Origin of the sequence: Cellulomonas soli (genome assembly GCF_052036975.1) — a bacterium.
GTDB classification, from domain to species: Bacteria; Actinomycetota; Actinomycetes; order Actinomycetales; family Cellulomonadaceae; genus Cellulomonas; species Cellulomonas soli_A.
The window spans coordinates 51,108-73,563 of record NZ_JBQIAR010000005.1 but is presented as its reverse complement, the minus strand read 5'-3'; the positions used below and the strand labels follow the sequence as shown (position 1 = coordinate 73,563).

The 22,456-nt window shown below is 73.2% G+C and carries 17 protein-coding genes; 14 read left to right on the top strand and 3 right to left on the bottom strand.

Going from position 1 to position 22,456, the window contains the following annotated elements; all coding sequences use genetic code 11:
• The first annotated feature begins 283 nt into the window (after positions 1-283).
• Positions 284-1,420: a 6-phosphofructokinase gene (locus ACTHAM_RS07085; RefSeq protein ID WP_440685792.1), complete on the top strand. Its 1,137-nt coding sequence runs from the start codon at positions 284-286 to the stop codon at positions 1,418-1,420.
• Between the two features lie 31 nt (positions 1,421-1,451).
• Here the strand turns inward: ACTHAM_RS07085 and ACTHAM_RS07080 are convergent, their stop codons facing one another.
• A complete protein-coding gene (locus tag ACTHAM_RS07080) occupies positions 1,452-2,456 on the bottom strand; it encodes a Gfo/Idh/MocA family protein (RefSeq protein ID WP_440685790.1) in 1,005 nt (334 codons plus the stop codon).
• Positions 2,457-2,634: 178 nt separating this feature from the next.
• Between ACTHAM_RS07080 and ACTHAM_RS07075 the strand changes: the two genes are divergently transcribed.
• The 5 genes from ACTHAM_RS07075 (at position 2,635) to ACTHAM_RS07055 (ending at position 10,648) form a co-directional block, all read left to right on the top strand.
• Entirely contained in the window at positions 2,635-4,269 is a 1,635-nt protein-coding gene (locus ACTHAM_RS07075) for a molybdopterin-dependent oxidoreductase (protein ID WP_440685788.1), read from the top strand.
• A gap of 103 nt (positions 4,270-4,372) precedes the next feature.
• Positions 4,373-5,872, top strand: coding sequence for a DUF3375 family protein (locus ACTHAM_RS07070; protein WP_440685786.1), 1,500 nt, complete (start codon positions 4,373-4,375; stop codon positions 5,870-5,872).
• Positions 5,869-6,657 carry a DUF4194 domain-containing protein gene (locus tag ACTHAM_RS07065; RefSeq protein ID WP_440685784.1) on the top strand — a complete coding sequence of 263 codons (789 nt, stop codon included), beginning with the start codon at positions 5,869-5,871 and terminating at the stop codon, positions 6,655-6,657. The genes ACTHAM_RS07070 and ACTHAM_RS07065 overlap by 4 nt, the downstream gene beginning before the upstream one ends.
• Positions 6,654-10,013 carry an ATP-binding protein gene (locus tag ACTHAM_RS07060; protein ID WP_440685782.1) on the top strand — a complete coding sequence of 1,120 codons (3,360 nt, stop codon included), beginning with the start codon at positions 6,654-6,656 and terminating at the stop codon, positions 10,011-10,013. The genes ACTHAM_RS07065 and ACTHAM_RS07060 overlap by 4 nt, the downstream gene beginning before the upstream one ends.
• Positions 10,014-10,138: 125 nt before the next feature.
• Entirely contained in the window at positions 10,139-10,648 is a 510-nt protein-coding gene (locus tag ACTHAM_RS07055; protein WP_440685781.1) for a DUF1269 domain-containing protein, read from the top strand.
• 35 nt (positions 10,649-10,683) lie between these two features.
• On the opposite strand, the gene ACTHAM_RS07050 is transcribed toward ACTHAM_RS07055, so the two are convergent.
• Together ACTHAM_RS07050 and ACTHAM_RS07045 are read right to left on the bottom strand one after the other, a co-directional pair.
• Positions 10,684-13,017, bottom strand: coding sequence for a LuxR C-terminal-related transcriptional regulator (locus ACTHAM_RS07050; protein ID WP_440685779.1), 2,334 nt, complete (start codon positions 13,015-13,017; stop codon positions 10,684-10,686).
• A 126-nt stretch (positions 13,018-13,143) separates the two neighbouring features.
• Positions 13,144-13,491, bottom strand: a complete 348-nt coding sequence (locus tag ACTHAM_RS07045) for a hypothetical protein (protein WP_440685777.1) — start codon at positions 13,489-13,491, stop codon at positions 13,144-13,146.
• A gap of 198 nt (positions 13,492-13,689) precedes the next feature.
• Between ACTHAM_RS07045 and ACTHAM_RS07040 the strand changes: the two genes are divergently transcribed.
• The 8 genes from ACTHAM_RS07040 (at position 13,690) to ACTHAM_RS07005 (ending at position 22,454) form a co-directional block, all read left to right on the top strand.
• Complete coding sequence (locus ACTHAM_RS07040; RefSeq protein WP_440685775.1) at positions 13,690-14,814, top strand: M20/M25/M40 family metallo-hydrolase; 1,125 nt, start codon at positions 13,690-13,692, stop codon at positions 14,812-14,814.
• The gene (locus ACTHAM_RS07035; RefSeq protein WP_440685773.1) at positions 14,811-15,284 is read left to right on the top strand and encodes a hypothetical protein; all 474 of its coding nucleotides are present in this window, start codon (positions 14,811-14,813) and stop codon (positions 15,282-15,284) included. Before ACTHAM_RS07040 ends, ACTHAM_RS07035 begins: the two co-directional genes overlap by 4 nt.
• A gap of 65 nt (positions 15,285-15,349) precedes the next feature.
• Positions 15,350-16,705 carry an anaerobic C4-dicarboxylate transporter gene (locus ACTHAM_RS07030; RefSeq protein ID WP_440685771.1) on the top strand — a complete coding sequence of 452 codons (1,356 nt, stop codon included), beginning with the start codon at positions 15,350-15,352 and terminating at the stop codon, positions 16,703-16,705.
• 58 nt (positions 16,706-16,763) lie between these two features.
• Positions 16,764-18,119, top strand: coding sequence for a M20/M25/M40 family metallo-hydrolase (locus ACTHAM_RS07025; RefSeq protein WP_440685769.1), 1,356 nt, complete (start codon positions 16,764-16,766; stop codon positions 18,117-18,119).
• A gap of 59 nt (positions 18,120-18,178) precedes the next feature.
• Positions 18,179-19,477 (top strand): APC family permease, encoded by a 1,299-nt coding sequence (locus ACTHAM_RS07020; RefSeq protein ID WP_440685767.1) that lies wholly within the window; start codon positions 18,179-18,181, stop codon positions 19,475-19,477.
• 102 nt (positions 19,478-19,579) lie between these two features.
• Positions 19,580-20,998: a hypothetical protein gene (locus tag ACTHAM_RS07015; RefSeq protein WP_440685765.1), complete on the top strand. Its 1,419-nt coding sequence runs from the start codon at positions 19,580-19,582 to the stop codon at positions 20,996-20,998.
• Positions 20,995-21,861: a CHAD domain-containing protein gene (locus ACTHAM_RS07010; protein WP_440685763.1), complete on the top strand. Its 867-nt coding sequence runs from the start codon at positions 20,995-20,997 to the stop codon at positions 21,859-21,861. The genes ACTHAM_RS07015 and ACTHAM_RS07010 overlap by 4 nt, the downstream gene beginning before the upstream one ends.
• On the top strand, positions 21,816-22,454 hold the full coding sequence (locus ACTHAM_RS07005) for a hypothetical protein (protein ID WP_440685761.1): 639 nt from the start codon (positions 21,816-21,818) through the stop codon (positions 22,452-22,454). Before ACTHAM_RS07010 ends, ACTHAM_RS07005 begins: the two co-directional genes overlap by 46 nt.
• Positions 22,455-22,456 lie beyond the last annotated feature (2 nt).

Here is a 22,456-nt window from a genome sequence, read left to right as displayed (position 1 = left end):
CGGCCTGCAGACCCACCTCGACCTTCAGCCCTGCGGTATCGGGCGGTCTTCTGGGTCGTTGAGCTGGTGTACGGCGCTTGTTTCCGTTATCACGCGCCTCATGATGCACCCGGCGGCTCGCCGCCGCGGCGGCGAACGCGACGGGGTCGGAGGTAGGCGCCCGCCGGCACGTGCGGCACACGCGCGCCGCGAACTCCCCCGACACACGGCGCACCACCCTTGTGCCCCTCCCCCGCGCTCCCCAGACTGAGCCGACGGTCCACCACCAGGAGACGAGCAGGTCATGGCGCACATCACCAAGCCCACGCGGGTCGGCATCCTCACCGCCGGCGGCGACAGCCCCGGCCTGAACGCGGCCATCCGCGGCTTCGGCAAGACGGCCATCGGCCACTACGGCATGGAGCTCATCGGCTTCCGCGACGGCGTGACCGGCCTGGTCGAGAACCGGTACGAGCAGCTGGACGGCAAGGCCCTGTCCGGCATCCTCACCGTCGGCGGCACGATCCTGGGCACCAGCCGCGACAAGGTGCACCGCTACCAGGTCGACGGCGAGACCCGCGACATGGTGCCGGCCGTGGTGGAGAACTACGAGCGCGAAGGCCTCGACGCGCTCATCATGCTCGGCGGCGGAGGCACCGCGAAGAACGCGATGCGCCTGGTCAACGCCGGGCTGAACGTGATCCACCTGCCCAAGACGATCGACAACGACATCGCGATGACGGACACCACGTTCGGCTTCGCCACGGCCACCGAGATCGCCACGGACGCCCTCGACCGCGTGCACTCCACGGCGCACAGCCACCACCGGATCATCCTCACCGAGATCATGGGCCACCGCGCCGGCTGGCTGACGCTCGCCGCGGGGATCGCCGGTGGGGCCGACATCATCCTGATCCCGGAGATCCCGTACACCGTCGAGTCCGTCGCGGCCACGATCAAGGCCCGCACGGCGCGCGGCAGCACGTTCAGCGTGGTCGCCGTCGCGGAGGGCGCACGGGACGTCAACGACGCCGCCGACTACGAGGCGGCGACGCTGCTGGTGAAGTCGGCGAAGTCGCCCGAGGCGGTGCGAGCCGCCAAGGCACACCTGGCGCACGTCGAGGACCAGCAGCGCGAGCACACGTTCCGGCTGGCCCGCGAGCTCGAGGCCGCCACCGGTCTGGAGTCCCGCGTGACGATCCTCGGCTACGTGCAGCGCGGTGGCACGCCGTGCGCCGCGGACCGCCTGCTGGCCACCCGCTTGGGCGCCGCCGCGGCCGACCTGGTGGCCCGTGGGGAGTTCGGCTACATGGTCGCGGCACGCGGCGAGGGCACGGCGGCCGTGCCGCTGGCGGAGGTCGCCGGGAAGGTCAAGCTCGTGCCGACCGACCACGCGTGGATCGCGGCCGCCCGGCAGGTCGGCACCGGGCTCGGAGACTGACGGCCGCGACCCCGCGGGAGCTGCTGACGGTTCAGTCGCCGAGCGGTTCGCGCGGGGTCATGCCCGCGGCGAGGTAGGCGGCGTCGACAACGCGCATCGAGCGGACGGCCTCGTGGGCGTCGGTGAGCACGGGTCCGCCGCGCAGCACGGCGTCGGCGAAGGCGCGCAGCATGGACACGTACGTCGAGGTGGCGTCGAGCGGCTCCTCGGTGCGCTCGGATGTCCTCTCCCCCGCGCCGTCGCCGGCGCGTGCGACGACGATGCTGCCGCCCATCTGCGGGTGGTAAGGCAGGTTCACGGTCATCGTTCCTGTGGTGCCCACGATCCTGGCGAGCGCCTCGAACGAGCCGTGCGTCATGCTGGCGTGCACAGTGCCGTCGACCCCGCCGGGCAGGTCCAGGCCCACGGTCATGGAGGCGTCGACACCGCTCTCCTCGACGGCGACGGCCTCGCGCACCACCGGCGTGCCGAAGAGGGTCTGCAGGAACCGCAACGGGTACACGCCCAGGTCCATGAGCGCCCCGCCGCCCAGCTCGCGCTGCCAGCGGATGTCGGACCGGTCGGCGATGTCGACGAGGAACGTGGCCTGCGCGCTGCGGGGCGTGCCGATGACGCCCTGCGTGAGCAGCTCGCGGACACGCGCCCACGCCGGGTGGTGCTGGGCGTGCATCGCCTCCATGACGACCATGCCGGAGGTGTCCGCGAGCGCGGCGATCTGCGCGGCTTCGTCGGCGTTGGCGGTGAAGGGCTTCTCGCACAGGACGTGCTTGCCGGCGGCGAGGGCGCGGCGGGTCCACCGGCCGTGGAGTGCAGCGGGTGTGGGGATGTAGATGGCGTCGATGTCGGGGTCGGTGAGGAGGGTGTCGTAGTCGGGCAGGACCCGGGGGATGCCGTGCTGGGTGGCGAGGGCTGTGGCGCGGTCGTGGTCGCGGGCGGCGAGGGCGGTGACGGTGATGTCGGGGACGCTGCGGGCGGGGACGACGACGGCGTTCTCGAGGATCGCGGCGGCGCCCAGGACGCCCAGTCGCACGCTCATGCGTGGCTCCGTTCGGTGGCGGGTGGGGCGGTGGGCGCCGTCGTCATCCTTGGACCTTAGCGGCGCGGTGTGCGGTGGGTGGTCGGACGTTGCTGGTGCGTGGGGGCGGTGCGGGGTTCAGGCTCAGCAGATGCAGGACATGTCTCCTCCTCCTGGGTCCGACGCGGGCGGTGCCGCCGTGCCTTCACTCGGGGGTACGGGCACGGGTTCCGCTGGCGGTGGTGGGCGTCGTGGGCGGTGGGCGTGGGTGCTGGCGGGTCTGGCGGGGTGGGTGGCGGCGGCGGTGACGCTGGGTGTGTCTCACCTGCTGGCGGGTCTGGTGGATCCGGGGTCGTCGCCGTGGGGTGTGGTGGGTGATGCGTTCATCGACGTGACGCCGGGGTGGTTGAAGGACGCGGCGATCGCGGTGTTCGGGGTGCACGACAAGACGGCGCTGCTGGTCGGGATGGTGCTGGTGCTGGCCGTGCTGGCTGCGGGCATCGGGGTGCTGGCTGCCCGGAACGTGGCGGCGGGGATCGGGGCTGTGCTGCTGCTGGGTGCGGTGGGTGCGGCGGTGGCGTGGTCGCGGCCGGGTGCGGCGCCTGCGGCGGGGGTGGCGAGCGTGGTGGGCGCGGTGGTGGGTGCGGTGGCGTTGGTCACGCTGACGCGTGCCCTGCAGGCCGCGCAGGTGGAGGCGGTGGCGCGGTCGGCGCGGGCGGTGCGGCGGGCGGCGCTGACGGGGGCGACGCCGGTGGTGGTGGATCCGGACCGGCGCCGGTTCCTGGGTCTGGTGGCGGGGTGGTCGGTCGTGGCGGTGGTCGGCGCCGCGGTGGGTGCGGTGGCCGGGGGTGCGCGGGCGGGGGTGGCGGCGGCCCGGGCCGCCCTGCGTCTGCCGCGGGCGGTGCGGCCGGCTGCGGCGGTGCCCGCCGGTGCGCAGGCGCCGGTGCAGGGTGTGGTGGACGTGGTGACGGCGAACGGTGACTTCTACCGGATCGACACGGCGTTCACGGTGCCGCAGGTGGATCCGGCGACGTGGTCGTTGCGGGTGCACGGCCTGGTCGAGCAGGAGGTGGTGGTGCCGTTCGAGGAGCTGCTGGGTGGTGATCTGGTCGAGGCGTACGTGACGTTGGCGTGCGTGTCGAACCCTGTCGGTGGTGACCTGGTGGGCAATGCCCGGTGGTTGGGGCTTCCGGTGCGGGAGGTGCTGGCTCGGGCCCGACCGGTGGCGGGTGCGGACATGGTGCTCTCCCGTAGCGCCGACGGGTTCACGGCGTCGACGCCGTTGCCGGTGCTGCTGGACGGGCGCGACGCCCTGCTGGCGGTGGGGATGAACGGGGAGCCGTTGCCGACCGAGCACGGGTTCCCGGTGCGGATGGTGGTGCCGGGGCTGTACGGGTACGTCTCGGCGACGAAGTGGCTGGTGGAGCTGGAGGTGTCGCGGTTCGCGGACCAGCAGGCGTACTGGACGCGGCGTGGGTGGTCGGAGCGGGGACCGGTGAAGACGTCCTCGCGGATCGAGGTGCCCCGTGCGGGTGCGCGGGTCGCGGCGGGGCCGGTGGACGTGGGTGGGACGGCGTGGGCGCAGCACACGGGCATCACGGGGGTGCAGGTGCGGGTGGACGAGGGTCCGTGGTCGCCGGCGGTGCTCGCGGAGGAGATCTCGGTGGACACCTGGCGGCAGTGGTCGTGGCGGTGGGATGCGGTGCCGGGCACGCACGTGCTGCAGGTGCGTGCGAGCGACCCGGTGGCGGGGACGCAGACGGGTGAGCCGGCCGATGTCGTCCCGGACGGCGCGACGGGGTGGCACCAGGTGACGGTGATCGTCGAGGGCTGAGTGGCCCGGTACAGTCTGCGGGCGCGCGTCCTGGTCGTCCCGCACCGGCGGTCCGGGCCGGGCAGCGCCCCAGACGGACCTCCCCACAGAGCGGACCTGCACGTTGACGCCACCCTCTTCCCGCGCGGCCGGGCGGCTGGCGCGGTTCGAGCAGGCGAAGGCCCGGCCGGAGATGACTCTGCTGCGGGCGCACTCGTTCTCGTGGGTGATGGCGGTGTTCGCCGAGCACCTGGCCGACGGGCCGGTGGAGGTCGCCCAGTTCCACGAGGTCGTCGACGTCGAGCTGGGGCGGTTGCGGGCCGTGGGTGACGAGTCGTTGGACGGCACGCTCGGCGCCCGTGACTACTGCCACACGTGGGTGGCACGGCAGTGGATCAACCGGGCGCTGGTCGACCAGGTGGAGAAGTACTCGCTGACGGCGGCGACGTTGGACGTGATGGCGTTCTCCGACCGGCTCGTGGACCGACGCTCGACCGTCTCGGAGTCGCGCCTGAAGCAGATCCTGGACGCGGTGGCGCGGTTGGCCGACGAGGCCGACCCGGACCCGCGCAGCCGGGTGGAGCGCCTCGACCGGCAGATCGCCGCGTTGGAGGCTCAGCGTGCGGCACTGCTGGACGGGCACGTGCCGGTCACTCCGCCGGCCCGGTTGCACGAGCAGCTGGCGGGGGTGATGGACCTGGCCCGGCACCTGCCGGCCGACTTCAAGCGTGTCGCCGACTCCGTGTACGCGATGCACCGTCGGTTCGTCGGGGAGGCGCAGGAGGCCGACACCGGGCGCGGTGAGGCGTTGCAGACGTTCTTCGCCGAGCACGACCTGCTGGAGGCCTCCGACGAGGGCCGGGCGTTCCGCGGGCTCATGCGCCTGTGGGGCAACCACCGCGAGCAGGCGGCGCTGCGCAAGGACATCGAGGAGCTGCTGCGTCAGGAGTTCGCCGAGGAGCTCACCGCGGAGCAGCGCCGCGCCCTGCGGGCCCTGCCGCGCATGCTGGTCGACAGCGCCGAGGACGTGCAGGAGACGTACCGGCGGTTGAGCCAGTCGCTGGAGCGGTTCGTGCAGAACCAGTCCGACGGCGACCGTGAGGTCCGCTCCCGGGTGGCCCGCGCGCAGGCGGCCGCGCACGCGCTGTTCGGGCGGCGCGGGCGCCCCGTGGCCGTCGACGTGCAGCTGGGCGCCCAGCTGCCCGACATCCAGTCGATCACCCAGCTGCAGCTGGCCGACCCCCGGCTGCGGGAGCGGCCCGCCGAGCTGGTGGCGGACGACTGGGGCGAGGTGGCCGTGCTGACACCCGAGCAGATGCGCGAGCTGGGTGGCCCTGCCCTGGACGAGCTGCGCCGCGCCCTGGACGTGGCCACCGCGCAGCACGACGTGGGGCGACCGAACCTGGGCGACGTGTGGGCGCGGGTCTCCCCCGAGCACCGCCGCCCGAAGAACGTGCTGGGGCTGCTGCACGTGGCCGTCGCCGGCGGCGCCACGTTCCTGGACGACACCACCGAACGGCTCGAGGCTGTGCGCCCCGACGGCTCGCGCGTGGTGTGCGCGGTGCCGTGGGGTGTCTTCCCGGCCCGACCCGCCACACCGGACCCGCAGGAGGTCACCGCGTGAACCCCACCGCCGCACCCGGCACCACCGCTGCTGCGACCACCGGCCCCGTCGCACCGGCCGTCGCCGACCCCGCCCGCCGGGCCGGTGCGGCACGGGACGAGGCCGCCACCGAGCTGCTCACCGAGCCGCTGTTCGACGGCGACGAGGGGCTGCTGCCCGCCGAGGTGCGCGGCACGCTCGTGCGCGTGCTGGCCACCCGGTTCGTCGACGGCGTGCGCAACCCCTCGTTGTGGACGCGGGTGCTGCGCCACGAGCAGGTGCTGCGCTCACGTCTGCACGACATCTACCTGGACCTGGTCATCGACCGGCGCCGGCAGGTCGCGTTCACCGTGCAGCTCGAGCTCGACGACGAGGTGCCGGTGCTGCTGCGCAAGGAGAAGCCCCTGACGCTGGCGGCCGCCGTGCTGCTGCTGCACCTGCGCCAGGAGTACGACCGGGGTGCCGTCGAGGGGCACGACGTGGTCGTGGAGCACCTGGAGCTGCTCGACCACCTCGAGGTGTGGAAGGACGTCGACGACCAGAACCCCGCCTCGTTCCGCAAACGGTGCGAGGCGGCGATCACGACCGTGCGCGAGAAGGGCATCCTCGTGCCCGTCAGCGACGGCCGGTACCGCATCTCCGGGGTCATCCACGCGCTGATGACCGCCGAGAAGGTCGATGCGATGACCGCGGCGTTCGAGGAGCTCGCCTCCGGCGCCGGGAGCGCCGGCGACGAGGACCCGCACGACGACGATCCCGACACGCAGGGCGACACGCAGGACGAGGGGCAGGACGAGCAGGCGTGAGCGAGCTCATGGAGGGATTCGACCCGGCGATCGCCCAGTTCCGGCTCGAACGCATCCAGCTGGTCAACTGGGGCCCGTTCCACGGGCACCACGTGATCGACGTGCACCGCGAGGGCACCCTGGTCACCGGCCCGTCGGGTGCCGGCAAGTCGACGCTGCTGGACGCCATGATCTGCGTGCTGATGGACCGCTCGGTCACGTTCAACGCGGCCGCGCACGACGAGGCCGTCGGCTCCAAGGAACGCACCTTCTACTCCTACGCGCGCGGCAAGTCCGGCTCCCGCCGCGACGCCACCCGCGGCAGCCGCGCGATCTACCTGCGCGAGGGCACCACGTGGAGCGCAGTCGCGCTGACCTGGCGCAACAAGGCCGCCAAGACCGTCACCGCGTGCCGGGCCATGCACCTGACGCGCGCGGCCACCTCCGACTCCGACATCACGCACGCGCTGATGCTGGCCGAGGGCGACCTGGACGTGCGCGACCTCGAACCGGCCGCCGCGCAGGCGATGCGCCAGGACGCCGTGCGCCGCGCGGTCCCGCACGTGGCCACGTTCGGCAACGAGTACGGCCGGTACATCGCGCGGCTGTCGGCCCTGGTGGGCATCCGCGGGCAGGACGGCGACACCGGCAAGGCCATCCGGCTGCTGCACAAGGCGCAGTCGAGCAAGGGCGTGCACAACATCGACGAGACGTTCAAGCGGTTCGTGCTGGACGACTCCAAGGTCAGCGCGCGCCGCGACGCGGCGGTCGAGCAGTTCCTCAGCCTGCGCAACGGCTACGAGGAGATGGTCCGCGCCCGCGACCAGATCGCGCTGCTGAGCAGCCTGCCGGACCTGTGGCAGACGTACCAGGCCGCCGGGGAGCAGGCACGTGAGCTGCGCGACCTGCTGCGCGAGGAGGACGGCACCAGCCCGCTGGAGGCGTACGTGCTGGGCGTGCACAAGGACCTGCTGGCGCAGCGTGCGCGCGTCGAGCAGGCCGAGCACCGACGCCAGCTCGCCGTGCTCGAGGAGGCCCGCGGCCGGTACGAGGAGCTCGCCGCCCGCATCCGCACGCTCGAGGAGCAGCGCCGCAGCACCGGCGGGGACCTGCTGGCTGCCATCGACGCCGAGCTGCGCGCCGCGCAGGGCGAACGCGGCCGCCTCGCCGAGCAGCGCACCCGGCTGGAACGCTGGTGCGCGAGCGCCCAGGTGCCCATGCCGGTCGACGCGGCCGCTCTGGCCGCCGTGCAGGAGCAGGCACGCACCCACGCCCAGGCCCCCACCGGCCAGGACCAGGACGCGCGCGCCGACCTGCACACCCGGATCGCCGCCGCGGAGGAGGCCAAACGGTCGATCGCCGCCCTGCGGGCCGAGCTGCGCTCCTACGAGGGACGCCGCTCGAACATCCCCGCCGCAGCCCTGGCCGTGCGGCAGGCCGTCGCGGCCGGTGTCGGGCTCGACGAGGCCGACCTGCCGTTCGTCGGTGAGCTGCTCGACGTCGCCGCCGACGAGGAGCAGTGGCGCACGGCCGCCGAACGGCTGCTCGGCGGGTTCGGCTCGGGTCTGCTCGTCGACCAGCAGCACTACCCGGCCGTCGCCCGGTTCGTCGACGAGCACGACCTGCGCGCCCGCGTGCGCTACACCCCGGTCCGCACCGACGAGCCCGTGGACGCCACCGCGCCGGCGCCAGGCACCATGGCGGCCAAGATCGTCGTCGCCGACAGCCCGTTCGCCCCGTGGCTGCGCGAGCAGCTCGTGCGCCGGTTCTCCCACCGCTGCGTGCAGGACGCCGCCGAGATGGCCGTGCTGCGCGAGGCCGTCACCGTGCACGGTCAGGTCAAGCACCGCGCCGGACTGCACGAGAAGGACGACCGCGTCGACGCCCGCCGCGACAAGATCATCGGGTTCGACAACGCCGACACGGTGCGCGAGCTGCACGAGGCGCTCTCGGCGCGCGAGGCCGAGCTGGTCGACCTGGAACGTGCCCGCGACGACGCCGACGCGGCCCGGGAGCACGCCCGCACCCGCCGTGAGGCCTGGGCCGGCATCCTGGCGGCCGCGTGGGACGACGTGGACACCACGGCCGTGGACGCGCAGATCGCCGCTGCCCTGGCGCGCCGCGAGGCGGCCGCGTCCGGCGACGGTCTCGACAGCCTGGAGCACGAGCTGGCCTCGCTCGTCGAGGCGCGCGACGAGGCCAACCACCAGGCCCGTACCGCCCGGGAGGCCGCCGCGCGGGCCGAGAAGGCCTGGGGTCAGCGGGTCAGCGAGGAGGACCGTCTGGGCGCACGCCTCGACCGGGTGCCCACCCCCGACGGCGACCGCCTCACCACGCTCACCGCCCTGGCGCACCGGTGCGACCCCGACCCGGGCCTGGAGTCGGTCTCACGCCTGCGCACCGCGATGCAGCAAGCCATCGAGGCGCAGGTCGCCAGCGCCGACAGCGCCGGGGGCACCGCCCGTGCGGCGATCAGCGGCCTGCTGGCCGACTTCCTGCGCAGCTGGCCCGACGAGGCCGGCACGCTGACCCGCGACGTGGACGCCGCCCCGGCCTACCTGGAGCTGCTGGCCGGGCTGCAGGCCGACGACCTGCCCGCCGCGCTCGCACAGTGGCGTCAGCTGATGCACTCGATCAACACCATGGGGCTGACGTCCCTGATCCAGACCCTGCGCGACGAGCGCCTGGTCATCGACGACCGCATCGGCCCCGTCAACGAGGTGCTGCGCACGGTGCCGTTCGGGCACGACGGCTACCTGCAGATCGTCACCGGTGACGTCGAGCCGCCCGCCTCGCGGGCGTTCAAGGCCGAGATCGACGCGATCCTCGAGCACACGGCCGGCACCGACCTGGACGACGACGAGCTCGAACGGCGGTTCCGGCGCATCGCCGCGCTCGTGGACCGGCTCGACTCGACCGACGCCGCGGACCGTGAGTGGCAGCGCGACGTGCTGGACGTCAAGCGGCACGTGCGCATCTCCGCCGAGGAGCACCGCCGCGGTGAGGACGGCGCCCGCGTCTACGAGGGCGTCGGGGCGACCTCCGGCGGGGAAGGTCAGGAGCTCATCGCCGCCACGCTCGGCGCCGCGCTGCGCTACCAGCTCGGCGGCATCGAGGAGGTGCCGCTGTTCGGTTCGGTCATGGTCGACGAGGGTTTCGTGAAGTCCGACCCGGACGTGACCCGACGCGCCATCCGGGCGCTGAAGTCGTTCGGGTTCCAGCTGCTGATCGCCGCCCCCATCGACAAGTACCAGTCGATGGAACGTGAGTTCGGCTCGGCGTACCTGATCGAGGCGGACCCCGCGGCGGGGCGTGCGCACGCGCGCGGCTTCGCGATCGGGTTCGGCCCGGAGCAGGAGGCGCCCGCCGGGCGCTGAGGCAGCCGCCACGTGCGCAGGCCGCGCCGGCACGGCTCCCCTAGGGGAACTGTGGGCGCAGGTGATGATCGCGCGGTCGACGCCGGTGAGGATGCGGTGGAACCGACAACCAGGAGGTCACCGCCATGAGCACCACCGACGACGCCATCGTCGCCCTGTACGTCGCCGCCTACGCCGACCCGGACACCGCCCGCACGGACTGGGACGCGATCAAGGAGCTGGCGTCGCAGGACCTGATCACGGTCGACGGGCTGCTCCTCGTCAGCCGTCGCACCGACGGCAAGATCCACGTCGAGGACGACCTGCACCAGGCAGCCAAGGGTTCGGCCTGGGGTGCGGTCGGTGGCGCGGTCGTGGGGCTGATCTTCCCGCCGAGCATCCTGGCCGGGGCCCTGGTGGGCGCCGGTGCGGGCCTCGGTGTCGGTGGGTTGCTCTCGCACCACACGAAGGCGGAGATCACCGCGCAGGTCGAGGACGTCCTGCCGCTGAACAGCTCGGGCATCGTGGCGCTGTTCGAGATCCAGTGGGCGGACGAGGTCGAGAAGGCACTGCCGCACGCGACCACGGTCACCAAGGAGCACGTCGACCCGGCCAGCGCGAAGACCGTCAAGGACGCGGCCACGAAGGACGTGTGAGGTTCCCTCCCCCGACCCGGGCCCGGAGCGGGGCCTCAGGGGAGCAGGCCCAGGCCGATCGCCGTGGCGACGGCCTGGGCACGCGAGCTCACCCCGAGCTTGCGGTAGATCGCCTTGGTGTGGCTGTGCACCGTGGCGTGCGTGACGAACAGCTCACGGGCGATCTGCGCCTCGCAGGAACGCCCGGCCAGATGACCGAGCACGCGCATCTCGCCCGGTGTGAGCGGCGCAGGCACGCCGCTCGCACCGGTGGCGCGCGCGCGTCCCTCCCCTGCCCCTCCCGACGACGTGCCCGCCACCGCCACGACCGGCACCCGGGCACGGGCTCGGTGGAGCGAGGCGGACCCCGACGCCGTGAGGACTCCCGGGTCGGGGCAGTCCGCGAGGACCGTGCGGGCCTGCACCAGCACCTGCTGCGCCTGCGCGGCCCGGCCGAGCACGCGCAGGACGCCGGCCTGCTGCTGCAGGGCGCACGCCAGAGGCAGCGGCTGCGCCCAGAACCGTGCCACGGCCACGGCACGTTCGAGCACCGCGAGCGCCTCGGCCGGACGTGCGGCGTCGGCGAGCGCGATACCGGTGGCGAGCAGGGCCGTGGCTGCCACCGGTTCGAGCCCGTGCGTGTGCGCGACGTCGCTGGCCCGTCGCGCGAGATCGGCCTGCTCGCGGGGACGCCCGGTCAGTCCGGCCACCAGCGAGCGGTAGCCCAACGCTCCCGTGAGCGCGAGCCACTGGCCGTCCTGGGCGCCGTGCTCGACGGCCTCGGCCAGCCAGGTGTCGGCCTCCTGGAGGGCTCCGCGGTAGTAGAGCGCGGTGCCGCGGGCCCAGCACGCCATGGTGCGCCACGGTGATCCGGGCGGCACCAGTGTCACGGCCCGGCGGGCGTGGGTGTCCATCGACGGGACGTCGCCCCAGGCGAAGACGGCGCGCAGGGTCTCCAGGCTGGCGGCGGCGGAGTCGAAGCCGTCGGGCAGAGGTCCGGGACCGTCGACGCCCAGGGCGTCGATCTCCTGCAGGGCGGTCTGGGCCTGCGGGCGGTGTCCGGCGAGGGAGGAGGCCCAGGCCTGCACGAGCAGGAGTCGCACGTCGGTGGCGAGCAGGTCGTGCGGGAAGCGCTCCAGCCAGCCCAGGACCGTGGTGCAGCGGCCGAGGTTGGCCTGTTCGGCCCAGCATCCGAGCACGAGCGTGGCGGCTTGCGGGAACAGCCCGGCCTCGATGGCGTGCTCGACGGCGCTGCGGGTCGGCCCGTTCGCGCGGTGCCAGGCGTAGGCCCGCCGGTGCAGGGCTCGGGCGACCTCGGGTCCGCGGCGGTGCAGGTGCATGCGCAGCAGCTGGGCGAACAGCGGGTGGAACCGGTAGGTGCCGCCCTCGTCCTCGTGCGGCAGCAGGAAGAGGTTGTGGTGCGCGAGCTCGCGCAGGCGCTCGTCGGATCCGGTGGTGCCCAGGACGGCGTCGCACAGCGGCCCGGAGAGCTCCTCGAGGATGCTGCAGCGGATCATGAGCTCTTGGTCGGCGGGGTCGTGGGCGTGCAGGGCCTCGGTCTCCAGGAAGTCGAGCACGTGCCGGTGGGAGGCGCCGAAGCGGTCGACGAAGCCGTGCCGGTCGTGCACGCGTCGCAGGGAGAGGGCCGCGAGCCACAGTCCGGCGGGCCACCCTTGCGTGCGCTCGACGAGCAGGTCGATGTCGGCGGTGGTCAGGTCGAGGTGTTCGTGCCGGTTGAGCAGTGCCTCTGCCTCGTCGCCGGTGAACCGCAGGTCGTCGGCGCGCAGCTCGATCAGCTCGTCGTGGGCGCGCAGCCTGGCCAGGGGCAGGTCGGGGTCGCGCCGGGCTGCCACGACGAGCTGGAACGTGGGTGGTGCGTGCTCGACGAGCCAGGTGAGGGTGTCGCGGGCGGGGCCGGCGGTGAGCAGGTGGAAGTCGTCGAGCACCAGGCCGAGCCCGGGCTGGTCGGCGAGGGCGTTGACCAGGCGTCCCAGGTGCGACTGGTCCACGCCGTGGTGGTCGTCGACGCGTGCCGGGACGGTTCGCCCGATGCGGGTGCACACCCGTCCGAGCGCCTCGATCAGGTAGGACCACAGCACGAGGGGGTCGTTGTCGGCGGGGTCGAGCGTCAGCCAGGCCAACGGCCGTTGCTCGGCGCGGTGCGCGTACCAGGAGGCCAGGAGGGTGGTCTTGCCGAACCCGGCCGGGGCTGCCACGAGCGTGAGGCCACGGTCGAGGCCGGCGTCGAGCCGCTGGTGCAGTGCGGGGCGGTCGACCCACCCGGTGCGTACGCGTGGCGGGTGCAGCCTGGTTGCGACCAGCACCGGCGGTTCGGTGGCGGCAGCGTGCTCGTGGGTGTCCGTGGGACGCAGACGTCGACCTTCGGCCACGGGGTGCCTTTCGCCCGCCGTGGGAGGGACTCGATCCGTGGTCGTCTGCCGCCTGGTGGCTGAGGAGGCCATGGGACGCCGCTCTGCGCAGGGTGCGGGACGGGTGTGTCCCGTTCTGCGTCGAGGCTAGCCCGGGGGCGGACCTCCGGCACCCGGGGGGCCTTGCTCTGGTCGTGGTGGGTCCGCGCCGTCGTGCGGTGGGGGGTCGTGCGCGGCGGATGGTTCCAGGGCGGCGACCTCGATCAGGTCCAGGCCGAGCTCCTGCGTCAGTTCCAGGACCCGGGCGAGCTGCGCCTGGTCGAGCGAGGGTCCGACCAGCTCGGTGAGGCCGGCTCGCCGGCGCAGACGCATGCCGTCGAACAGCGGCGCGAACGCGTCGCCGAGCTCTCCGCGGAGCACGACACGGTAGCCGCGGGCCGGCCCGTGCGAGCCGGCACGTGCGGCGCCCGGTGGCGTGGCTCGGTCGGCGTCCACCCCCGCAGGCTCCCGCGGGACACGCGGCGGGGCATCCCCCGCGTGGGCGGTCGGCGAGGGGAAGTCCGCGCGGCGCTCGCCTCCCCTAGGGGAAATCGGCCGCCGGGTGATGCCGGTCGACCGCGGCGGTGCGAGCGTGCGAAGAACACCCCGCCGCCCCGGACGTGCGGGGCACTCGGGCGGAGCGGGGGCACGGGGATGGACCTGGCCGGTGCGGTCGACAGGGAACGGCTGCTGCATACGTTCCTGGAGCTCGTGGCGGTGGACAGCCCCACCGGGCACGAGGAGGCCGTCGGTGAGCTGCTCGAGCGGCGGTTCGCCGACCTGGGGTGCACGGTCACGCGGGACCAGGTCGGGAACCTGGTCGCGGTGCTGCCCGGGACACGGGAGGGCACGATCCTGGTGGCCACCCACATGGACACCGCGGGCACCGACCGGGGCATCGTCCCGGTCGTGGGACCTGACGGCGTGGTGCGCACGGACGGTTCGACCATCCTGGGGGCGGACGACAAGTCGGGCATCGCGGGCTGCCTGGAGCTGCTGACGGTGCTGCGGCAGACGCCGGGGGTGCTGCACCCGACGCTCGAGCTGCTCGTGACGGTCGGCGAGGAGAGCGGTCTGGTCGGCTCACGCGCGCTGGACGTCAGCCGGCTGCAGGCCACGCACGGGTTCGTGCTGGACACCGCGGGTGCGATGGGGTCGATCACCTACTGGTCGCCCACGTCGGTGTACCTGACGATCACGTTCCACGGTCGCAAGGCCCATGCGGGGGTCGAGCCGGAGAAGGGCGTCAGCGCGGTGCGGGCTGCGGCGCAGGGGGTCGCAGCCATGCCGCTGGGACGCATCGACTCCGAGACGGTGGCCAACATCGGCACGGTGCACGGCGGCGAGGCCCGCAACGTGGTGCCCGACACGGTGGTGCTCGAGGGCATGGCGCGCAGCCACGACCAGGGCAAGCTGGACCGTCAGCTCGACGCGATGCGGCGGGCCTGCCAGGAGGCGGCGGACGCCACCGGTGCCACCGTGGACGTCGTCGCGGACGAGATCTACCGGACGTACCGGATCGAGGAGGACGCCCGCCCCTACCGGGAGGCCGCCCGGGCGATCGCCTCGGTGGGACTGCCGGTCACACCGCGCAAGTCGGGGGGCGGCACCGACGGCAACCTGCTCAACGCCAAGGGCATCCCGTGCGTCGCACTGCCCACCGGGATGGTCGACGAGCACGCGACCTCCGAGCACATCGCGATCGACGACATGGTGCTCGCAGCCCAGGTGCTCGTCGTGATCGCGACGCAGGACCCCGATCCCCGGGATGTGCGATGAGCACGCCGGCGCTGCGGCCAGGTGCAGCCGGAGGTGCCCGAGTCCGAGGTCGACGGGTCCGACGCCTCGGCGTCGCGCTGCTCGCACTTGCGTGCTCGGGCGGTGCGGTCGCCTGCGGCGGCCCGTCGCCCGCCGAGCAGGACCCGTGCACGCAGTACGCGGACGTGGCCGATGCCTTGGCCGACCTGCAGCAGCTGGACCCCTCGACCGCGAGCGCGGACGAGGTGGCGTCGGCGGCCGGTGAGGTCCAGGTGCAGCTGGACCAGCTGCAGGCGGTCTCGGAGCAGCGGTACGACGCGGCGGTGTCGTTGCTGCGGTCGACCGTGACCGCCGTGGAGCAGTCGCTGGCGGTCTCGGCCGGGGTGTCGCCGGAGCAGGTCGCGCAGCAGGTGGACGAGGCGATGACGGCGGTGGTCGAGGCGTGGGCGCCGTTGGTGGACTCGCTCGGCGGTGCGTGCGGCACGCAGTGATCCGTCGGCGGTGATCCGCAGGCAGTGATCGACCGGCAGGCGAGCGGGACGGGAAGGGGACCGAGATGGACGCGAGGTTCGTGCTCGAGGCGCTCGTGGTGCTGGGAGCGATCGTCATGGGGACCCGGGCCGGCGGTGTCGGTGTGGGTCTGTGGGGCGGTCTGGGCACGTTCGTGCTCGTGTTCGTCTTCGGTGAGGCTCCCGGTGAGCCGCCGGCGGCGGCGATCGCGATCATCCTGGCCGTGGTGACCTCGGCAGCGATGATGCAGGCGGCCGGTGGCATCGACTGGATGGTCGCGGTGGCGGCGCGGGTGATCGAGAAGCACCCGAAGCAGATCACGTTGATCGCCCCGTTGACGGCGTTCGCGTTCTCGGTGGGGGCCGGGACCTCCAACATCATCTATCCCCTCCTGCCGGTGATCTACGACGTGTCGTACAAGAACGGGATCCGTCCTTCGCGGCCGTTGACGGTCACGGTCGTGCAGTCGGGCATCGCGCTGGCGGCCTCGCCGGTGTCGGCGGCGATGGCGGCGATGCTGACGTTGACGGACGTCGAGCCGTACAACCTGGGGCTGACGCAGATCCTGGCGATCACGATCCCGGCGTGCCTGGTGGGGATCGTGGTGACGGCGCTGGTCGCGAACAGGATGGGCAAGGAGCTGGACGACGACCCGGAGGTCGCGGCCAGGATCGAGGCGGGGACGTTGGTGTCCCGGCAGGCGGCGGCTGCGGACGCCTCGAACAGCTCGGCGAACCTGACGTACACCGCTCGGGGGCGCAACTCGGCGTTGGCGTTCCTGTTCGGGGTGCTGGCGATCGTGGTGCTGGGTCTGTTCCCGGACCTGCGTCCGTCGTTCGACTCCGGTGAGGGTGCGGTGCCGATCGACATGACGACGACGATCGTCATGGTGATGTTCGTCATCGGTGTGCTGATCCTGCTGATCGGCCGCCCCGACGTGAAGAGCGTCCCGGACATGTCGGTGTTCAAGGCCGGCATGATCTCGGCGATCGCGCTGTTCGGGATCGCGTGGTTGACGGCCACGTTCATCTCGGCGCACGAGGCGTTCATCATCGACACGGTCGGGGCGTGGGTCACCGACTGGCGGTTCCTGTTCGCGGTGGCGGTGTTCCTGGTGGCGGCGCTGACCACGAGCCAGTCGACGGCGACGCGGACGATGGTGCCGATCGGCCTGGCCGTGGGTCTGGCCCCGGGTGTGGTGACCGGCATGTGGGCCGGCGCCCTCGGTGGCGTGTACACGCTGCCCGCCAACGGGACGCAGATCGCTGCGGCGAACTTCGACCTGACGGGCACCACGAAGCTGGGCACGAAGCTGCTGGACCACAGCTTCTTCGTGCCGATGCTGGTGCTGTCGGTGACGACCATCGTCACCGGTGCGCTCATCGGCGGGATCTTCTTCTGAGGTCGTGCGGCGCACCCGTGCGCGCGAGCCCTGTTCAGCCCTGGTGAACCTGCGACCCGTGGAGGCAGCCGTGCAGACCGACGAGATCCGGACGAGGACGGCGGCGCTCATGCCGCGGCTGCTGGAGCAGCTGGAGGAGCTGGTGGCGATCCCGTCGCTGGCCTTCCCGGGCAGCCCGCCCGAGCCGATGACGCAGATGGTCGACACGCTCGTGCGGATGTTCCGCGAGGTCGGGTTCACCGATGCACGCCCGATGCCCGTGCCGCACGGGTACCCGCCGATCTACGGCGAGATCCCCGGACCGGAGGGGTCGCCGACGGTGGTGCTGTACGCGCACTACGACGTGCAGCCGGCCCCGCCGGAGCAGGGGTGGACGAGCGACCCGTGGACACCGACCCGCAAGGGCGACGGTCGCATCTACGGGCGCGGGGCCGCGGACGACAAGAGTGGCGTGGTGAGCCTGCTGGGCACGCTCGGGGTGTTCGAGGGCGCCCCGCCGTGCACGGTGCGCCTGGTGCTGGAGGGCATGGAGGAGACCGAGTCCAACCTCGAGGAGTTCGTGCTGGCACACCCCGACCTGTTCGACGCGGACGTGTTCGTGGTGTGCGACATGGGCAACCTGCATGTCGGTGAGCCGGCGTTGACGACGGTGCTGCGCGGCGACGTGGCGTGCGTGGTCACGGTGCGCACCCTGGAGCACCCGCTGCACTCGGGGGTGTTCGGCGGGCCGGCGCCGGACGCGATGATGGCGCTGGCACGGCTGCTGTCGTCCTTGCAGGACGAGGCCGGGGACGTCGCGGTGCAGGGTGTCACGCGCACCGACTGGGGCGGCGGGGAGTTCACCGAGGCGGACTTCCGTCAGGGTGCCGACCTGCTCGAGGGTGTGGCGCTGTCCGGGACCGGTCCGATCGCCGCCCGACTGTGGGCGCGGCCCTCGATCAGCGCGATCGGTGTGGACATGACCAGCGTCGCCGGGTCGTCGAACGTCCTGGTGCCGCAGGCCTCGGCGAAGGTCTCGATGCGCATCGTGCCGGGAACCGACCCCGAGGTCGAGCTGGACGCGCTCGTCGCGCACCTGCGCAGCCATGCCCCCTGGGGCGCGCAGGTCGAGGTGGAGCGCACGAAGGCCGCACCCGGCTTCACCTGCCGCACCGACGGACCCGTGTACGCGGCGGCGCGGGAGGCGATGGCCGAGGCGTTCGGGCGCCCGGTCGTGGAGGCCGGGTGCGGCGGGTCGATCCCGTTGCTGCGCACGCTCGCCCAGGTGGCACCGCGCGCGGAGTTCGTGCTGTGGGGGCCCGAGGATGTGGCCCGTTCGCGCATCCACGCCTCGGACGAGAGCGTCGACCCGGCGGAGATCGCGGGGATCGTCGCCGCGCAGGCGTTGCTGCTGCAACGTCTGGGTTCCTGGTGAGCGTGCCGGCGCCGGGGACGGGCGCGGGCCCTGCGTCCGACCCCGGCGGATCACGCACCATGACGATGCGGGGCGCCGCGGTGCTCGGCATCGGTGCGATGGTCGGTGCCGGCATCTTCGCCCTGCTCGGTCAGGCCGGTGCGGTGGCCGGGTCGGCCACGTGGCTCTCGTTCCTGCTGGCCGGGATCGTCGCGGCCCTGCTGGGCTACTCGGTGGCCAAGCTGGGTGCTCGCTACCCCTCGGGCGGGGGGATCATCACGTTCCTGCTGCACGGGTTCGGGCCGGGACACATGACGGCGATCACCTCGTGGCTGCTGTACTTCGCCTCGATCATCGTCACGTCCATGGTGGCCGTCTCGTTCGGCTCGTACGGCGCCTCGCTGCTGGCCGACGCCCCGCCGGACAGCCTGTGGGCGCACGTGCTGACCACGGCCGTGGTGCTGCTGGTCGCCGCCGTGAACATCGCCGGGGCCACGTTCATCGACAAGATCCAGTCGTGGATCGTGTTCGTGCTGCTGGCCGTGTTCGCGGTGTTCGTGGTGGTCACGCTCGCGCAGATGGACCCGGCGCTGCTGGCACCCTCGACGTACCCGCCGGTCACCGACATCGTCTCGAGCGTCGCGTTGACGTTCTTCGCGTTCCTGGGGTTCGCGGTGATCAGCTTCACCGGTGGGGACCTGCCGAACCCGGGACGGGACCTGCCGCGCGCCACGTACCTCGCGCTGGCGGTCACCACCGGCCTGTACGTGCTGGTCTCGCTCGGCGTGTTCGGCACGCTGACCGTGCAGGAGGTCATCGACAACGGTGAGACGGCGCTGGCGGTGGCGGCGCTGCCCGCCCTCGGGCAGGCGGGGTTCGCGATGATGGCCGTCGCGGCGCTGCTGGCCACCTCGTCCTCGGTCAACGCCAACATCTACGCGGCCGTCGGCTCGACGGCCAAGCTGGCCGAGACCGGTCAGTTCCCGCCGGTGTTCGGCGCCAAGGCACGCGTGGGCAGCACCCGAGGGCTGGTGATCTCCTGCGTCCTGGTGCTCGGCCTGGCCAACCTGGTCGACCTGAGCGCGATCGCCTCGCTCGGGTCGGTCGTCGCCCTGGGCATCTTCCTGATCGTGTCGATCGTCGCCCTGAGGCTGCGCACGCAGACCGGGTCGAACACGCTGGTGGTGCTCACCGGCATCGCCGCCACCACGGTGGTCCTCGTCGTGTTCAGCGTGCAGACCGCGCAGGACGCACCCGAGACGTTCGTCGGGATGGTCGCGGTCCTCGTGCTGGCGGTGGTGCTCGACCTGGTGTGGAGCGCGATCCGCCGCCGGCGCCTGGCCGAGCCGCCCGCTCCGCCCCCTGCACCGGCGCGCTGACCGGACCACCCACGCGGCCGTTCGTGATGCCGACGGCGGTCGTGGGGTCGACGATGGGCCCGCAGGTCACGCCGCGCCCCGCTCACCCGGAAGGACACCTCGATGACCGAGCACGACGCGCCGGACGCACCGAAGGGGCGCATGCCGTCGCCGACGGCGGCCGAACGGCTTGCGGCGCTCACCCGTGAGAACGCCGACCTGCGCGCCCAGGTCGCGGCGCTGTCCGCGGCCCCGCCGGTCCCCCCCGCGACCGCGGCCGCCGAACCACCCGTGCGGCACCACCGGGCGCGCGCGTTCGTGTCCGCGCTGCTGATCGTGCTCGGCGTGCTGCTCGCACCGGTGTCGGTCGTGGTCGGGTGGGCGCAGGGTGAGCTGACCGACACCGACCAGTACGTCGCCACGGTCGGCCCGCTCGCGCAGGACCCCGTCATCCAGTCCGCGATCGCGAACAGGCTCACCACCGAGGTGATGAACCAGATCGACGTCGGCGCACTGCTGGACGACGCCGTCGGCGCTCTCGAGGAGCAGGGCCTGCCACCGCGGGTGACCACGACGCTGTCGGCGCTGGAGGTGCCCCTGACCAACGGGGTGCGCTCGTTCGTGCTGAAGGCCGCGACCCGGGTGGTCGAGTCCGATGCGTTCAGCACCGCGTGGGTGGAGGCGAACCGGACGGCGCACGAGCAGATGGTCGCCGTGATGGAGGGCGAGCCGGGCTCCGTGCTGCAGATCGGCAGCGAGGGGCAGCTGACGATCCAGCTGGCCGGCATGATCGACATGCTCAAGTCCCGGCTCGTCGAGGGCGGGTTCGGCATCGCCGCGAACATCCCCACGGTGAACGCCTCGTTCACGCTCGTGCAGACCTCCGAGCTGGTCCGGGTGCAGAACGCCTACCGGATGCTCGACATGGTCGGCACCTGGCTGCCGTGGATCGCCCTGCTGCTGATCGCCGCCGGTGTGCTCACCGCCCGCCACCGCAGCCGGGCGCTGGTCGTGGCGGGTCTGAGCCTGGCCGGGGCGATGCTCCTGCTCGGCCTCGGACTGGCCATCGGTCGCACGGTCTACCTGCGGGCCCTCAGCGACCAGGTCGTGCGCCTGGACGCCGCAGCGGTGGTGTTCGACCAGCTCGTCGAGTTCATCCGGCTCTCGCTGCGCACCGTCGGGGTCGCCGCGCTCGTGGTGGCCGCCGCGGCGTACCTGGGCGGAGGCTCCGAGTCGGCGCGCACGTTGCGGGCGGAGACGGCCCGGGGGTTCGCCGCGGCTCGCGGGTGGGCCGAGGGTCGCGGGGTGTCCACCGGGCCGGTGGGCTCGTGGCTGTTCAGGCACAAGCGTCTGGTGCGTGTCGTGATCCTGGCGCTCGCGGGGCTGGTCGTCCTGCTCGCACCGACGCCCACTCCCCCGCTCGTCGTCACTGTCGCGCTGGTGGCCGGTGCCCTGGTGGCACTGCTCGAGCTCGTGGCGCGGCCCCCGGGTGCACCGGCGCCCGCCGGGGGCGGTGAGGAAGCGGCCGCGAGTGCCGGATGAGCACCGCCGGCGACGTCGTCGTCGCCCACCTGCGCGAGCAGCTCGGCCTCTGGCACGCCCAGGAGGCGCAGGTGCGCCACGACCGGCCCGGCGCCGTGCACCGGATGCGTGTGACGACCCGACGGGTGCGATCGGACCTGACCACCTTCGGTCCGCTGTTCGCCACGGCACCGGTGCGGTCCCTGCGCCGCGACCTGCGCCGGCTGGGCCGTCGGCTGGGCCGTGCCCGCGACGCCGAGGTGCTGCAGGCCCGGGTGCACGACGCCCTGCGCGGGGAGCGGCCCGCCGACGCGGCCGCCCGCGTGGACGCCCGGCTCGCCGCGGATCGGCAGGCCGCACGTGAACGGGTGCTTCTCGCGCTGGACTCCCCCCGGCACGCCGGGCTCACCTCGGCCCTGGCGACGTTCGCCGACGCGCCACCGGCCGGCCCGCGAGCGCAGCGCCCGGCCGCGGTCGAGCTGCCGCGCCTGGTGGCCCGCAGCTACGCCGAGGTGGTGACCCTGATGGACCTGGCGCAGGCTGCGGCGGACGCTGAGCGTGACCGGTTGTGGCACGAGGCGCGCAAGGCGGCCAAGCGCACCCGGTACGCCCTCGAGCCGCTGGTCGGCGTGCTCGGACCCGATGCCACCGCGCTGGGGGTCGCGCTGGAGGAGCTGCAGGACGCGTTGGGCGAGCACCACGACGTGGTGGCGACCCGGGCGCGGGTGCAGCGTCTGGCCTCGCGCGGGGGCGATGTCGCGGTGGCGTTCGTGTGCGGGCGTCTGGACGCCCGGCAGGAACGTGAGCTGACGCGGACGGGTGCGAGGGTGGACTCGGTGTGGGCGCAGGTGCGCTCGGCGGCGGCGTGGGGGCGGCTGCGGTGACGGGGCGGCACGGGTGGCACCCCGCGCGGCGTTCGCCGGTGCCGGACAAGCAGGGAAGCGACGATCAGGGGCGCGACGACCAAGGGCCGGGTGCTGAGGCGCAGGACGAGGAGGCACCGCTCGAGCTGGCCGTGCACCGGTTGGCGGGGGCGATCTACGGCACGATCCTGGCCACCACGGTCGTGGTGACGATCGGGAACCACCCGGAGAACCTGGACCGGGCGTTGGTGCTGGTCGCGGGGACCTCGGTGGTGTTCTGGATGGCGCACGTGTACGCCCGGGGGTTGGCGGCGCGCGTGGTGGCCCGGCGGGCGTTGCACGCGCGCGAGCTCGGGGAGCTGGCCCGTGCCGAGTGGCCGATGCTGCAGTCCAGCTGGCCGATCCTGCTCGTGCTGGGGTTGGGTCGGCTGGAGGTGATCGACCCGTACCGGTCGGTCGACGTGGCCACCGCGGTGGGGATCGGCGCGTTGTTCACCTACGGGTACGTGATCGGTCGGCAGGAGCGGCTGAGCTGGGCACGCACGGTGCTCAATGCGCTGGTGGCCGGTTCGTTCGGGTTGTGCATCTTGGTGCTGAAGGTGCTGGTCCACTGAGG

Excerpts from the sequence above, each read along its gene's own strand:
- ACTHAM_RS07085 (WP_440685792.1), top strand. The coding sequence starts at position 284 with ATGGCGCACATCACCAAGCCCACGCGGGTCGGCATCCTCACCGCCGGC.
- ACTHAM_RS07080 (WP_440685790.1), bottom strand. The coding sequence starts at position 2,456 with ATGAGCGTGCGACTGGGCGTCCTGGGCGCCGCCGCGATCCTCGAGAAC.
- ACTHAM_RS07055 (WP_440685781.1), top strand. The coding sequence starts at position 10,139 with ATGAGCACCACCGACGACGCCATCGTCGCCCTGTACGTCGCCGCCTAC.
- ACTHAM_RS07040 (WP_440685775.1), top strand. The coding sequence starts at position 13,690 with ATGGACCTGGCCGGTGCGGTCGACAGGGAACGGCTGCTGCATACGTTC.
- ACTHAM_RS07035 (WP_440685773.1), top strand. The coding sequence starts at position 14,811 with ATGAGCACGCCGGCGCTGCGGCCAGGTGCAGCCGGAGGTGCCCGAGTC.
- ACTHAM_RS07030 (WP_440685771.1), top strand. The coding sequence starts at position 15,350 with ATGGACGCGAGGTTCGTGCTCGAGGCGCTCGTGGTGCTGGGAGCGATC.
- ACTHAM_RS07020 (WP_440685767.1), top strand. The coding sequence starts at position 18,179 with ATGACGATGCGGGGCGCCGCGGTGCTCGGCATCGGTGCGATGGTCGGT.
- ACTHAM_RS07015 (WP_440685765.1), top strand. The coding sequence starts at position 19,580 with ATGACCGAGCACGACGCGCCGGACGCACCGAAGGGGCGCATGCCGTCG.
- ACTHAM_RS07010 (WP_440685763.1), top strand. The coding sequence starts at position 20,995 with ATGAGCACCGCCGGCGACGTCGTCGTCGCCCACCTGCGCGAGCAGCTC.